This is a genomic window from Streptomyces sp. NPDC047049, assembly GCF_040643995.1.
GTDB lineage: Bacteria > Actinomycetota > Actinomycetes > Streptomycetales > Streptomycetaceae > Streptomyces > Streptomyces mooreae.
Genome location: NZ_JBEYVM010000004.1, coordinates 104,330 through 117,467 on the forward strand (window position 1 = coordinate 104,330; position 13,138 = coordinate 117,467).

The following is a 13,138-nucleotide window of genomic DNA, read 5'->3' on the forward strand; positions in this document are numbered from 1 at the left end:
GACGTCCCTCTCCGCAATCACCAGCCATGAGCTCAGATGACCTGATCTTTTCCTGGCCACCCGCGAGCAGCCGGCCAACCGTGCACATCGCCCTTCTCGGCGGTTTCGACCTTGTGGTGAACGACGTCCCGGTGACGGTGCCCGTCGGCTCGAAGCGGCTGTTGGCGTTCATTGCGCTCAACGGCCGTGCCGCTGCTCCGCGCTCCCTGGTTGCGGGGAGCCTGTGGCCCGAGGCATGCGAACAGAGCGCGTACGCGAACCTGCGGTCGGCGCTGTCGCGCCTGCGTGGCATCGGCAGGAAGGCCCTGGATGTCTGCCCTACCGAGGTGCGCCTCGCGCGGAAGGTCACCGTTGACCTGCATCATGCCCGGTCGCTCGCCCAGCGCATACTCGACCCCGGGGTCCCGGCCGAGGACCTCAACATCAACGCGGCCACCGTCGACCAGCTCACCGACGACCTGCTGCCCGGCTGGTACGACGAGTGGGCCCTGCGGGAGGCCGAACAATGGCAGCAGCTCCGCCTCCACGCCCTTGAGGCGCTGGCGGGAGCGTTCATCGACACGAAGCAGTTCGCCGGGGCGGTGGCGGCCGCCCACGCGGCCGTACAAGCGAATCCACTGCGGGAGAGCAGTCAGGCTTCGCTGATCCGCGCCCACCTGGCGGAGGGCAACCCGTCCGAGGCGCTGGACGAATTCGAACGCTATACGCACCGCCTTCGCGACGAGCTCGGACTGCGTCCCACTCCGCGGCTGTGCCACTTGGTGGACGGACTGCAGAGGCCGGGTTCCGGCTGGTGATTCCGGTCGGCCCGGTGACGCCCGTCGGCCCGTGACGCCGGCTGGCCCGGGGATGTCGGTGGGCCCGGTGATGCCGGTGGCCCGGTGATGCCGGTGGGCACCTCCGGCTGGTGACCCTCCGTGGCCGCATGGCTGTGGATTCCTCAGGGCCCCGAGTCGGGGCCCTCCGAGGTTCAGCCTGTTCCCCCTCAAGGTGCTGCCGCACCGTTCCGCGTGCCGCCCAGCCAACGTCCCACCCGTTCCACGTGCCGCCGGCTCCGTGGTCCCCGGCGGCCTCGGTGCCGGCGTCGTACGTGCTCGCCTGCAGGGGAACGTCCCATCAACCATTCGGCTCAATAGAGTGTTTGTGCGGCAATCCGCGCATTTATTCTCATTCAGAAGCGGTGATCCGATGAAAGACCAGGTGATCCGCCAGTGAATCCGCCGAATGTCCGGGACCTGCGACCGAGGGAGCATTGTGGAGCCACGCGAGACAGCCTCGGTCGAGACCGGTTCGGAAAGCGCCGACGGAGGCCCTGCGCCGAGTGCGTCAACCGCCCCCCGTGCGCTGCCGCCGGCGCCCAACGGGTCCTGGTCGCTGCTGTCGCGGATCATGATCGCGGGAACCATCGCGGTGCTGGCGATCGTCGTCACACTCCACGTGGTCCTGCTGTTCCTGTTCGTCGCGCCGTCGAACGCCCTCAGCAGGCAGTACGCCGGGCTGGTCAACGGCTGGGTCTATCCGGAGTTCGACCAGAACTGGCAGCTCTTCGCCCCGAACCCGCTGCAGCAGAACATCGCCGTGAACGCGCGCGCCGAGGTCAAATTCGCCGACGGCTCCCGGCGTTTGACGAACTGGGTGGGCCTGACCGCCCAGGACATCAAAGCGATCAGGGGCAATCCCGCCCCCAGCCACGCGCACCAGAACCTGCTTCGCCAGGCCTGGGACTTCTACAACAGGACACACGACGTCAAGGGGCGGCCGGTCGGCCTCCGGGGTGAGCTCTCCGAGGCCTATGTACGCCGGATCGCGGCACACCGGATCGGGCCCCGTGTCGACGGCGGCCAGGTGGTCAAGGTGCAGATCTACGCGTCGAACACCCCGATTATCCCGCCGAAGTGGAGTACTGAGCGCGTGAACACTCAGACGACGTACCAGGTGCTTCCGTGGTGGCCGGTCTCCAAGAAGGAGTTCCAGTGAGCGTCGAGAAGGACACCGCCCGGGCACCTTCCCCCTTCAAGGACTTTGCCACGAAGCTCGACCGGGCCATCGCCAGAGGGCTGAACAAGATCACGGGGCTGACGCTGGCGCCCTACCAGGCCGCGGTCGTCCGGATCGGCTTCGCGCTGACCTTCGGCCTCTACCTCCTCCGCGAGTGGCCGCACCGTCAGGAGCTCTACGGCACCACCAGCCCGTGGGGACTGGACCTGGCTCATCGCCTCGTCGCCTCGAACCATGCGTTCACGGTGCTGCTGTGGTCGAGCGACAGGCTGTGGTTCGAGCTGGTCTACCACGGGACGATCCTCGCGTGTCTGCTGCTGCTCGTCGGGTGGCACACCCGCACGACCTCGCTGCTGTTCATGATCGGGGTGTTGTCGCTTCTGAACCGCAACGTCCTGCTGGGCGACGGTGGCGACACCCTCATCCACCTGATCTCGAGCTATCTGGTGCTGACGCGCTGCGGGCAGGTGTGGTCGCTGGACGCACGACGGCGGGCGCGCGCGGCGGCGTTGGGTGAGGAGGACAGGAATCCGGTGGGCGTGGCCCTGTGGGGTCTCTGCGGCCTGGGCCTCGCCCTCGCGCAGATCACGGGATTCGCGCAGCTCCCGTGGGGGTGGATTCTGATCTTCTGGGGGATGTGGCTGATCCAGGCCCTGTGGTACTGGGCAGGGCGGAGCCGCTTCTCCGAGGTGCGAGGGGTATTGGACGTCACCGCCAACCTCGTCCACAACTCGGCGATGTTTGTGATCGCCGCCCAGGTGTGTCTGCTCTACGCCACGGCCGGCTGGTACAAGATCCAGGGGCCGCGCTGGCAGGACGGAACCGCCCTCCACTACCCCCTTCATCTGAACTACTTCAGCCCGTGGACTCCGCTGTCCCAGGCGCTCGACAGCGGCTCCGTGATCGTCACGCTGATCACTTACGGCACCGTCGTCGCCCAGGTCGCCTTCCCCTTCACCCTCCTCAACCGCCGGGTGAAGAACGTACTGCTCGCGATCCTGATGACCGAACACGCGACGATCGCGGTGATCTGCGGCTTGCCGTTCTTCTCACTGGCGATGGTCGTTGCGGACATGGTCTTCCTTCCGACCAACTTCCTGCGCTGGATCGGGTCGAGGGTGTCGTCCACGCGGAAGCGCATCACCCGCCCACTTCGCCGCGACAAGGAACCACAGGTCACCGGAGCGAAGGCCCGCGTGTGAAGCGACGGCAACAGACTCACTGCTTCAGTGACGTGCTCACTCGCTGACCTGCTGACCTGCTGACCCGCTGTACGGGATGAGGCGCACCGTCCGTTCCCCGCAGGACGAGGCGAACGTCCCCCCGGCGGATCGGCCCGTGGTGGGGCCGATCCGCCGGAGAGACCTCAGGGTTCACCTCACCTGCCGACTGCGCGCGCAGTGCAGGGAGATCGCGAGATCGCGACCGCCCTTCGGCAGGAGCCGAGCCCTGCGCTGCGCATCGCTCGCCCCAGCCGGGGGTGGCGCCGGTGGTGGCGCCACTCGTACGGCTGTTGCCTCAGCGGCTGTTACCTCAGCCGATAGTGGCACCGGTGCTGGTGGCGCCGGTGGTTCCGCCAAGTACGCCGCCGATGGTGGCGCCAGTGGTGGTGGCGCCGGTGGTTCCGCCAACGCCGCCGCCGATGGTGGCACCGGTCGTGGTGGCGCCGGTGGTTCCGCCTACCCCGCCGCCGATGGTGGCGCCGGTGGTGGTGGCGCCGGTGGTTCCGCCAACGCCGCCGCCGATGGTGGCGCCGGTGGTGGTGGCGCCGGTGGTTCCGCCAACGCCGCCGCCGATGGTGGCACCGGTCGTGGTGGCACCCGTGGTTCCGCCAACGCGGCCGCCGATGGTGGCGCCGGTGGTGGTGGCGCCGGTGGTTCCGCCTACCCCGCCGCCGATGGTGGCGCCAGTGGTGGTGGCGCCGGTGGTTCCGCCAACGCCGCCGCCGATGGTGGCGCCCGTAGTGGTGGCGCCGGTGGTGCTGGTGGCGCCCGTTGTGGTGGTGGTCGCGCCGGTCGTGGTGGCGCCGGTGGTGCTGGTGGCACCGGTTGTGGTGGTGGTCGCGCCGGTCGTGGTGGCGCCGGTGGTGACTCCACCGGTGCGTCCACCGATGGTGGCTCCTGTTGTGGTGGCTCCGGTGGTTCCACCGCCGATGAACCTGCATCCCCTCGGGAACAAGAACAACTTGCCGGTCTTCTTGTTGAGGACCAATCGGCACCTGACATCCGGTGCCGACTTCGACGTTGTTGCCTTCGTGGGCGCCGCTTCAGCGCCCACAGCGCTCATGGCGCCCATTGTTCCGGTGAGCGCCGCGGCCAGGAGCGAGGCGCCGATCACGTGCGGAAGCCGCTTCCGGAGATTCGTCATGATGCTTCCCCTTGTCTTGAGGAGCTGGCATATCTGTTGCAGCGTGAAAGGTCGGCCATGACGGCGGCGTGGAACTGGCGTGACTCCCGCGTGACGCCGCCAGAGCAAGCCGCGGGAATCCGGGCTTCCCGCCCAGCGGGACCGTCTCGCGCGAGCTGCACGATCCGAATCCCGGCCTGCCACTCGCCGTGGCGTGGCCTGGGAGCGCCCGACGCCGTGGATGAAGGTGGTCGTTGTGGTGCGGCATTCGGCCGCTGAGCTGCGACATCGGCTGCGGTGGTAGCGCACCGTGTCGGAGGTGTCGCCGTGGGTTCTCATGCCGGTCGGCGGATGGTGTGCCGCGCCGTCTTGGACCTGCCACGCGAACACGAGCCCATGACCGTCCCGCAGATGGGGCGCGCAGGCGCTGAGCCGGCAATTCGTGCAGCGCATGGTCAATGACGCCGCGACCCGAGGGCTGGTCGACCTCGCGCCCCATCCCGCGCACCAGCGGTCCTCGCTGGTCCGGCTGACCGGCGACGGCAGGGCGGCCCTCACCGCCGTGACCACCCGCGAGCAGACTGCTCCGCTCGCGCGGAGCGCGAGGGATGCCCGCACGCGTCACCTGACAAGAGCCGCCGGGCCGCTGCACGTATCATGATCACCGAATCGAGGCTCCGGCACGATTCGCAGTCCTTCGCCGGCACTGACACCTGTTACGACACCGCACCGGACGGGCTCCACCGCGTCATCTCCACGGCTGTACCGGCGGAGTTGAACCCCGCCGAGAGCGGGAGGGGGAGTATCGGCCCCCGACGTCATGGCAGGCCTCCACCACGCCACACCGCACCACAGCGCACCGCATGCAATTTCGTCGACGCCGGCTCTGACCTGCGACCCTCACCAACCGACCGCCATTTGCGGCGTAGAACACCAAGGAACCTCATGCCCCCCACGACACCGCAGCCGCACCACAAGCTTGCTGACCCGCTCCCGCGCCCCGCGAAGCCCGACTACCGCAACGTCTTCATCGAACCGGTCTACGCCCCCGGCTTCCCCGAAGACGACTGGGAGGACGATCCCGATGCGCCTGCCACTTCCCGTGCCGAATACTGACGGCGAATTGCTGACGGCGAAAAACCGTTGGGCGGTTTCCAGTTGACGGGCCATGATGGTGATCATGGCCGTATATGTCGACGATCCCGCCCGGGTCGGTGAGAGCCGACTCTCCGATGGGCGGTTGCTGGGGTGGGCCGAGTGGGGGCCGCCGGACGGCGTGCCCGTGTTGTTGTGTCCGGGAGCGGGCACGAGCCGGTGGCTGGGTTTCGGGGCAGGTGCCGTTGAAGCACTCGGGGTGCGGCTCGTCTCTGTGGACCGCCCGGGGCTCGGTGCCTCCAGCCCCGAACCCGGCCGGACCTTCTCCGGTTTCGCCGACGACATCCGGCAACTCGTCGAGCTGCGAGGGCTGGGGTGCCCGGCCGTGGTGGGGAATTCGCAAGGGGCGCCGTTCGCTCTCGCCTGCGCTGTGGAGAGCGTCGCCTCGGCACTGGCGGTCGTCTCCGGCGCGGACGAGGTCGCCGCACCGGAGTTCGCTGCCGCCCTGCCGGCTGATCTGCGGGACCTCGTTGAACGGACCGCGGGCGACCCGGCCGGCGCCGAGGCGTTCTTCGCAGGCTTCAGCGCGGAGACGATGTGGCGCATGGTCATGGCGGGGAGCCCTGCGTGCGACCTTGCCGTGTACCAGGACGGCGATTTCGCGGTCGCCTACCGCAGGGCCCTGGACGAGGGTTTCGGGCAAGGAGCGGCCGGCTACGCCCGGGACACGGTCCTGGCCATGATGCGGTGGCCCTTCGCCCTTGACGAGATCACGGTCCCGGTCGACCTCTGGTACGGCGAACGGGATACCAGCCACTCGCCCGACAACGGAGCGCTGCTCGCCACCCGTATACCCCGCGCTCAGCACCGTGTCGTACCAGGAGCCGGCGGCGCACTGCTGTGGACACACGCCGAACCGGTCCTCACCTCGCTCCTGGAGAAGGCCGCCGGCGACCGCTAGCACGGCGCACGTCGATGGCCGGCAGGACGATCGAGCGAAGGCCAGTGGACGGAGCCGTCACACCGCGGTGCGGCCGCCGTCGACGGGTAGCACCACGCCGTGCACAAAGCTCGCGGTGTCGCCGGCCAGGTACGCGATCGCCTCGGCGATCTCCCTCGGGGTGGCCGGCCGTCCGGCGGGTGCCTGGGCGGCGAGGGTGTCGAGGTCCGTCCCCATGCCTGCCGTGCCTTCGGTCCGCGTCGGGCCGGGCTGCACGGCGTTGACCCGGACTCCGCGCGGGCCGTATTCGGCAGCCCAGGACTTGGTCAGCAGGTTCACGGCGGCCTTGCTCGACCCGTACAGCGCCGCTCCCGCGATGCCGAGCTCGGCCGCCATGGTGCTGACGTTGACGATCGCCCCGCTGCCCCGCTCCGCCATCTCCGGGGCGAGTTCGGCGAGGCCGCAACCGCTCCGCTGCGGGCTCCGTCGCGTGCCGTTGGCCGACCGATCAGAGATCGAGGGCGACTTCCGTGGCCGGTGTGCCGCAGCGGATGAGGACGGTGCCGGCTGCGGGGGGGGGCGAGGGGTGGGGTGGTGTACGGGATGCCGCCTGTCACGAGGGGGTGACGCAGGTGCGGCAGACGCCGGTGCGACACCTGCGCGACTTCCCGCGTGCGTCGTCGCCTGAGGTTCAGAGAGCCGGGCTCCTCGCCACCGGGTCAACCGGTCACGGGCAGAGCCTGTGGTGTGCGGCGGCAACGGTCCGGGGGTGATCCGAGCCCTGGCTATTTAGGTTAGGCTTACCTAAGTAATCAACCTTGCTTCTCTCACCGCTCCTGGAGCACCCGGATGCGTCCTTTCCACCCCCGTACCGCCGCCTCACCGACCGCCGCAGAGCGCGTCCGGTCGATCCTTGCCTCCGCCCATTCGATGACCGTGGTGAGCGACGGGAGGCTTACCGAAGTGCGTCACCTCGACGGAACCGGGGCAATGGGCCACGTCCACCTGCACCCCCCGTTCGAGGACGCCGACGCCCGGACGGCGACGCGCGTCCCGGTGAAATTGGAGCTCACCGACATCGCCCCCACACCCGTACGGGACCGTGTACGTGCCCGCGTCACGGTGACCGGGCTGCTGGCAGCCCCGTACAGCACGGAGGCCACGAAGAGCACCTGTATGGAGTTCGGCCAGGCGGTCCTCGAAGACGCCCGGGAACGCACCTATGTCACCCTCCACGCCCTGGAGGCAACCGACCTCGATCCGATCGCGACGAGCGAGGCGGGCATGCTGACCCACCTCCTGGACGACCACGCCGAGGTCGTTCCCCTGTTGCTGCGCCTCGTCCGCCCGCGTCCGGGCAGCGGCATGCTGCGCGCCCTGCCGGTGGCGATGGACCGCTACGGCGTGACCTTGCGCCTCGAATACCCGCACACTCACCACGACGTGCGGCTGCCGTTCAAGACGCCGGTGACCGACATCGACCAGGTCGGTCCCCAGATCCACGCCCTCCTGGCCACGGCGCGCCGCTGCTCCCACCCCAGCCGTCTGCTGACCTGATCCGCCGGGCGGCGCAGAGCGCCCGGCCAGGGTTCACGTCGACGAGGCGACGGGCACGGAGCCGACGAGCCCGCCGTCGACGACCAGATCCTGGCCGGTGATGTACGCGGCGTCCTCGGAAGCAAGGAAAGCCACGGCCGCGGCGACCTCGTCCGGGTGGCCGAGTGACCCCAGCGCCACCTCGGCGGAGTTGCGGGCTTCGGCGTCCGGGTCGGTGTTCGCCTCGCGCCACATCGGCGTGTCGATGTAGCCGGGGCTGACGGAGTTGACGCGGATACCGCGAGCGGCCAGGTCGGATCCCATGGTGCGGGCGAGGTTGTGGACCGCCGCCTTGCTGGCGGAGTACACCGAGGCGATGGGCAGCCCCCGGTACAGGGTCCAGGAGGCGTTGATGACGACGGCGCCACCGCGGGGCATCAGCCGCAACGCCTTCTGAACGGTGAAGAAGACGCCCTTGAAATTGACGTTCACGGTGCGGTCGAAGTCGTCCTCGGTGATCTCGGCGGTCGGCTTGAAGATGCCGGTCCCGGCGTTGGCGAAGACGGCATCGAGCGTGCCACGCCAGGTCTCGATACGGCGCATCAGCGCGTCGAGGTCAGCCGGCGAGGCGGCGTCGGCCCGCACGGCCAGCACGCGGCCCTCCACCGCGTCGAGCCGGGCGACCGCCGCGTCGAGGCGCGCCTGGTCGCGGCCGGTGATGACGACGTACGCCCCCTCGTCCAGGAGCCGCCGCGCCGTGGCGAGCCCCATCCCGCTGGTGCCGCCGGTGATCAGTGCTGTCTTGTTCGTGAATCGCTGCATGCCCACGATCCTGCGGCGGTGCGAACCGCTCCGGCAGTGTCACTTGAACCTGGGTCTGTCACCACCACCCTCAGGCCGCGCGAGCGGGCGACCTGCCGTCGGCCAGGGCCGAGGGCCGGGCCACCGTGCCGTCCGGGCCCCTGCCCCCCCGGGTAAGGCCTACGAGGCAGGGACCGCGGCCCGTTCCCCCGCATCCAGCAGACCGGCCACCCGGCTCTCGGTCGGTGTCCCCTCCGCAGGGGTGTACAGCAGCAGCCGGGCGCCGGGCAGATCGGAGACGGGCAGCATCGTGTAGTGGAACGTCAGCTCCCCCGCAGCGGGGTGCACCAGCGACTTGATGCCCTCGGTCGCCGCGCCCACCGGGTGTTCGGCCCAGACGGTGGCGAAGGTGGGACTGGCGGCACACATGTCCTCCGCGAGCCGCCCGAACTCCGGATCGTCCGGATAGCGCGCGGCATCCGCCCGGAACTGGCCGACGATCTGCCGCGCCGCGTCCTCCCACCCACACAGCACGGACCGGAAGTGCGCACTGGTGAAGAAGCTGACCAGGCAGCTGTGGTCGAGTTCTCCGTACCCGAAGACGAGTCGGGCCGCCCGGTTGACGGCGACCAGTTTCCAGTGCCGGTCGATGACGTACGCGGGTCGCGGCAGCCAGCCGTCGATGACCCGGCGGATCCCGACCGGTACGGCGCGGTCCGCGGGCGCGGCCTGCGGAGGATTCAGCCCGGCCAGCAGATACAGGTGCTCACGCTCGGCGGCGTCCAGCCGCAGCACACGGGAGACGGCATCCAGTACCTCGGCCGACACCTTGATGTCGCGCCCCTGCTCCAACCACGTGTACCAGGAGACCCCCACCCCGGCGAGGACCGCGACCTCCTCGCGCCGCAGCCCCGGCGTACGGCGCCCGTTCCCGGCCGCCATGCCCACGTCCGCGGGCGTCAGCCGCGCCCGCCGGGAGCGCAGAAACGCCCGTATCTCCGCACTACGCCGCTGCCGCGCCTCGGCGGAAAGCTTTGAGACCTCCATGCGGCCATGCTAAGACGCCGTTCCTTACGGCCTGCTCGTCGGACGTCGAGTGGTGCGCAGCGCCGGATTATTCGCATGCGGGTGTACGACAGGCCTGCTAGCTTTCGGTCGTGGCAATCTTCAGCAACTTTCTCTGACGGGGTTCATCGACAGATGCGGCGCGCCCTCGGCCCGGTGGCCCGGCGCCGGTTGCGTCTGCGCATCGTCACGTCGCTCGTCCGCCGCGGGCCGACGAGCCGCTGTGTCCTGAACCCCAACCTGAGAAATGAGCTATAGCTGTGCCTGTTGAGCCTTCCGCCCCCACCGTGCTCGCCGACTGGTTTCGCGCACACTCCACCCTCCTGACCACCCTTGATCCGCAGCAGCCCCTCGACGATCTCGAAGGGCTCCGGGAGATCATCGGAGATGCCCGCGTCGTCGCGATCGGTGAGGGTGCCCACTTCGTCGAAGAGTTCTCCCGCGTACGCCGGCGCGTCCTGCGCTTTCTCGCCGAGCGCTGCGGATTCACCGTTTTCGCCATGGAGTTCGGCTTCAGCGAGGCCTTCCCGCTCGACCGGTGGCTGCAGGGCGAGGGGGACGACGGCGACCTGGCGACAGTGAGCCGGGCCGCCGCCGAGTGGGGCGCCGCGGACCTCATGCACTGGCTCCGCCGCCACAACCGCACCAGCAAGCACCCGTTGCGCTTCGCCGGTATCGACGTCCCCGAGGCCGGCGGGGCGCTACGGCCTGCCCTGGAGCCGGTGGCCGACTACTTGCGCGAGGTGGACCCCGACGCGCTCCACCTCGTCGAGACGATCCTGGACGTGAGCGACCGGTTCCTCAAGGGCTGCGGCTCCGGCGCTGCGGCCGGGCCGGCCTGGGCCGGCCTTCCGGTGGCCGAGCAGAACGAACTGACCGCCGTACTGGCACGGCTGTTGCTGCGGCTGCGCGCCGCCGAACCGCTCTACGTCTCCCGCAGCGGCCAGAGCCGCTTCGACATCGCCCGGCGCCGAGTGGAAGCGGCCTGCCACACGGACTACATGTTCCAGGCGATGCACGCCCTGCTGTCCGGCCGGGGCCTGACAGCGGACCTGTCGGTGCGTGAGATCTACCTGGCGGAATCCGTACGCTGGCACCTGGACCGCGCCGAACCGGGGACCCGGATCGTCCTCGCGGCACACAACAACCACATCCACAAGACGGCGTTCTCCTTGGAGTTCGCCGGCGGACTCACCGCACTCCCGATGGGTCAGCACCTGCAGCGCATGCTCGGCCAGGACTACCGCACCGTGGCCCTCGTCCACACCGCGGACCATGTGCCGGAGATGCACCCCGACCAGAGCGCCGCGGTCGGGTTCACCCTCGCCGAAGCCCCCCTTGAGCCGGCCCGGCCCGGCAGCGTCGAGGCCGCGCTCACCGACGCCGGACTCGCCGACCGGATCACCCTGACCGACCTGCGCCACTCACCGCGCGACGCCCAGGGAACACCCCTGCTCAACGGAGTCCGGGCCCAGAGCTCCCACCTGAGCACCCCGGTTCCTGACGCCTTCGATGCCGTGATCGCCGTCCCGACGGTCACCCGGGACCGCACCGTGCGCTTCTGACAGGCTCTAAAGTCGCCCCATGCGACGAAGGACAGGACTGGCGATGGCTGGAGCCGCCGCAGCCATCGCCTGGGGCGAGTGGTGGAACTGGCGCTGGTCTCGCACTCTCGTGGGGACCAGCGGGGGCGCTGCCGAGGCCGTGGTCGTGCTGGGTTACCGGAACCCTCAGGCGACGGCGAACTTCATCAACCGCTGGCGCGTCCGTGCGGGAATCCGTTCCCTCACCGCCGACGGTGCGCGTGCCACTCGCGTGATCTTCAGCGGCGGTGCGGCCGGCGGTGTCGCCGCGGAGGCCCAGCTGATGGCCGACTACGCGACCTCGGTGCTCGGGTTCGACGGCACCGTGCTCCTCGAAGACCAAAGCGGCACGACATGGGAGAACATCACGAACGTGATCCCGCTGCTTGAGGACGTCGACCGCATCAAGATCGTCTCCCAGCCGGCTCAAGCGCTCAAGGCCCGCGCGTACTTGCGGCGCCAGCGCCCTGATCTTGCCAAGAGGCTCGTGCGCGCGGATGACTACCGCCCTGGCGAGTGGCTGGTCGGCAAACCGCTGCTGGCTCTCTACGGCCTTTGGACGCTGCGCCGTCTCAGGGCCGACGAACGGAAGGCGAAGGCCTCGCTGTAGACAGCCGCCGTCGCGCCGGCGTCACCAACGGTGGATCCTGTGCCGACGCCGGCAGATGATGCTGCATCCGAGGGCGGGAAAGGCTCAGCGGCCGTCGTGCCGCCGGCGCCAGCGGCTGGGGGACAGCCCGGCCTGGCGCTGGAAGAACGTGGTGAAGTTCGCGGCGTCATGGAAGCCGAGGCGCTCTGCGCAGCGCGCTGCGGGCAGGCCGGTGTGTGCGAGCAGCCGTTTGGCCTCCAGCAGGATCCGTTGGTCGAGGAACTGCTTGGCGCCCAGGCCCGTTGCGGCGCGGGTCGCACGCGTGAGGGTGCGCGGGTCGTAGCCGAGGACGGCGGCGTAGTCACGTACGTGGTGGTGCTGGGCGAAGCGTTCCTCGACCGCGGCCCGGTAGCGACGGAAGACGGCGTGCTCGGGGTCCTGCCCGGGGTCGAACCCGGATGCGTGTCCGGAATCGTGGCCGGGTTCGTGTCCGGGTTCGTGTGTGTGGGGGGTGCCTGTCGGGGGACCGGCCGGCTCGGTGGGCAGCACCCGGAGCACGAGGGCGGCCAGGAGATGGGCGAGCAGCGGCACCGAGGCCAGTCGCGGATTCGATACCGCTGCCGTGTGCTCGTGCCGCAGATGGTCCGCGGCCCGTATGGCCAGTTCCCAGGTGTCCTCGTCCAGTTGCCAGCAGGCCGGGCCGAAGACGTCTGCCGCCGCTTGCGCCGCGGGCCCCGGGGCGGGCGGGAAGCCCTGCGTGAAGAGCAGGAGGGGGCCTTCCAGATCGTCGACATCGGTCCAGCGGTGCACCACACCCGGACGTATCCACACGACGGTCCGCTCCCGCAGGGGGTGATCGACGAAGTCGGCGGTGTGTCGTCCCACGCCCGACTGCACCAAGCCCATGACATGGAAGTCCGGACGCTGAGGACGGGTTCGATGGCGGCTGCGGTCCATGAGCCGCAGTTGCGCGAAGCTGAGCATCTCGACGTCGAATTGCGCCCCCGGAGCAGGGGTGTAGCGCAGCTGCCTGACTCCGGGAAGCTGACCGCTTTTCACAAGAAGCTCGCACCTTTCGACCGGGCCTGCGCTGTGCTGCCTCTGTAGCGTTCGGGACATATCCACTGCTCAGCGACGTGAACTCCGGCTGGAGCAGTTCTTCGTACCCTTCCGCGATATAGCTCA

The 13,138-nt window shown here is 69.6% G+C and carries 13 protein-coding genes and 1 pseudogene; 9 read left to right on the forward strand and 5 right to left on the reverse strand.

The features are described 5' to 3' along the window. The first annotated feature begins 80 nt into the window (after positions 1 to 80). The 3 genes from ABZ851_RS11875 (at position 81) to ABZ851_RS11885 (ending at position 3,200) form a co-directional block, all read left to right on the forward strand. The gene (locus ABZ851_RS11875; RefSeq protein WP_241721196.1) at positions 81 to 797 is read left to right on the forward strand and encodes a BTAD domain-containing putative transcriptional regulator; all 717 of its coding nucleotides are present in this window, start codon (positions 81 to 83) and stop codon (positions 795 to 797) included. A gap of 592 nt (positions 798 to 1,389) precedes the next feature. Beyond that, complete coding sequence (locus ABZ851_RS11880) at positions 1,390 to 1,977, forward strand: DUF5819 family protein (protein WP_336049178.1); 588 nt, start codon at positions 1,390 to 1,392, stop codon at positions 1,975 to 1,977. Next, the gene (locus tag ABZ851_RS11885; RefSeq protein WP_361125140.1) at positions 1,974 to 3,200 is read left to right on the forward strand and encodes an HTTM domain-containing protein; all 1,227 of its coding nucleotides are present in this window, start codon (positions 1,974 to 1,976) and stop codon (positions 3,198 to 3,200) included. The genes ABZ851_RS11880 and ABZ851_RS11885 overlap by 4 nt, the downstream gene beginning before the upstream one ends. 331 nt (positions 3,201 to 3,531) lie before the next feature. On the opposite strand, the gene ABZ851_RS11890 is transcribed toward ABZ851_RS11885, so the two are convergent. Beyond that, positions 3,532 to 4,365: a hypothetical protein gene (locus ABZ851_RS11890; protein WP_361125141.1), complete on the reverse strand. Its 834-nt coding sequence runs from the start codon at positions 4,363 to 4,365 to the stop codon at positions 3,532 to 3,534. Positions 4,366 to 4,704: 339 nt separating this feature from the next. Between ABZ851_RS11890 and ABZ851_RS11895 the strand changes: the two are divergent. From ABZ851_RS11895 to ABZ851_RS11905, 3 genes and pseudogenes are all read left to right on the forward strand, one after another. Continuing rightward, a pseudogene (locus ABZ851_RS11895) lies at positions 4,705 to 4,921 on the forward strand (MarR family transcriptional regulator); the annotation flags it as partial. A gap of 368 nt (positions 4,922 to 5,289) precedes the next feature. After that, positions 5,290 to 5,460 (forward strand): hypothetical protein, encoded by a 171-nt coding sequence (locus tag ABZ851_RS11900; RefSeq protein ID WP_361125143.1) that lies wholly within the window; start codon positions 5,290 to 5,292, stop codon positions 5,458 to 5,460. Positions 5,461 to 5,524: 64 nt separating this feature from the next. Further along, positions 5,525 to 6,400, forward strand: coding sequence for an alpha/beta hydrolase (locus ABZ851_RS11905; protein ID WP_361125145.1), 876 nt, complete (start codon positions 5,525 to 5,527; stop codon positions 6,398 to 6,400). 57 nt (positions 6,401 to 6,457) lie between these two features. Here the strand turns inward: ABZ851_RS11905 and ABZ851_RS11910 are convergent, their stop codons facing one another. Further along, positions 6,458 to 7,138, reverse strand: coding sequence for an SDR family oxidoreductase (locus ABZ851_RS11910; protein ID WP_361125147.1), 681 nt, complete (start codon positions 7,136 to 7,138; stop codon positions 6,458 to 6,460). 90 nt (positions 7,139 to 7,228) lie between these two features. On the opposite strand from ABZ851_RS11910, the gene ABZ851_RS11915 reads away from it, so the two are divergent. Beyond that, complete coding sequence (locus tag ABZ851_RS11915) at positions 7,229 to 7,936, forward strand: DUF2470 domain-containing protein (RefSeq protein ID WP_361125149.1); 708 nt, start codon at positions 7,229 to 7,231, stop codon at positions 7,934 to 7,936. A gap of 33 nt (positions 7,937 to 7,969) precedes the next feature. Here the strand turns inward: ABZ851_RS11915 and ABZ851_RS11920 are convergent, their stop codons facing one another. Then, on the reverse strand, positions 7,970 to 8,737 hold the full coding sequence (locus tag ABZ851_RS11920; protein ID WP_361125151.1) for a glucose 1-dehydrogenase: 768 nt from the start codon (positions 8,735 to 8,737) through the stop codon (positions 7,970 to 7,972). A gap of 159 nt (positions 8,738 to 8,896) precedes the next feature. Next, positions 8,897 to 9,763, reverse strand: a complete 867-nt coding sequence (locus tag ABZ851_RS11925) for a helix-turn-helix transcriptional regulator (RefSeq protein ID WP_361125153.1) — start codon at positions 9,761 to 9,763, stop codon at positions 8,897 to 8,899. A gap of 278 nt (positions 9,764 to 10,041) precedes the next feature. Here ABZ851_RS11925 and ABZ851_RS11930 point away from each other — a divergent pair, with 278 nt between their 5' ends. Both ABZ851_RS11930 and ABZ851_RS11935 read left to right on the forward strand, forming a co-directional pair. Continuing rightward, on the forward strand, positions 10,042 to 11,346 hold the full coding sequence (locus ABZ851_RS11930; RefSeq protein ID WP_361125155.1) for an erythromycin esterase family protein: 1,305 nt from the start codon (positions 10,042 to 10,044) through the stop codon (positions 11,344 to 11,346). Positions 11,347 to 11,365: 19 nt separating this feature from the next. Then, a complete protein-coding gene (locus tag ABZ851_RS11935; protein WP_361125157.1) occupies positions 11,366 to 11,974 on the forward strand; it encodes a YdcF family protein in 609 nt (202 codons plus the stop codon). Between the two features lie 84 nt (positions 11,975 to 12,058). On the opposite strand, the gene ABZ851_RS11940 is transcribed toward ABZ851_RS11935, so the two are convergent. Further along, positions 12,059 to 13,012, reverse strand: a complete 954-nt coding sequence (locus ABZ851_RS11940) for a helix-turn-helix transcriptional regulator (RefSeq protein WP_361125159.1) — start codon at positions 13,010 to 13,012, stop codon at positions 12,059 to 12,061. Between the last annotated feature and the right edge of the window lie 126 nt (positions 13,013 to 13,138).

Excerpts from the sequence above, each read along its gene's own strand:
- ABZ851_RS11935 (WP_361125157.1), top strand. The coding sequence starts at position 11,366 with ATGCGACGAAGGACAGGACTGGCGATGGCTGGAGCCGCCGCAGCCATC.
- ABZ851_RS11890 (WP_361125141.1), bottom strand. The coding sequence starts at position 4,365 with ATGACGAATCTCCGGAAGCGGCTTCCGCACGTGATCGGCGCCTCGCTC.
- ABZ851_RS11900 (WP_361125143.1), top strand. The coding sequence starts at position 5,290 with ATGCCCCCCACGACACCGCAGCCGCACCACAAGCTTGCTGACCCGCTC.
- ABZ851_RS11915 (WP_361125149.1), top strand. The coding sequence starts at position 7,229 with ATGCGTCCTTTCCACCCCCGTACCGCCGCCTCACCGACCGCCGCAGAG.
- ABZ851_RS11880 (WP_336049178.1), top strand. The coding sequence starts at position 1,390 with ATGATCGCGGGAACCATCGCGGTGCTGGCGATCGTCGTCACACTCCAC.
- ABZ851_RS11925 (WP_361125153.1), bottom strand. The coding sequence starts at position 9,763 with ATGGAGGTCTCAAAGCTTTCCGCCGAGGCGCGGCAGCGGCGTAGTGCG.
- ABZ851_RS11905 (WP_361125145.1), top strand. The coding sequence starts at position 5,525 with ATGGCCGTATATGTCGACGATCCCGCCCGGGTCGGTGAGAGCCGACTC.
- ABZ851_RS11920 (WP_361125151.1), bottom strand. The coding sequence starts at position 8,737 with ATGCAGCGATTCACGAACAAGACAGCACTGATCACCGGCGGCACCAGC.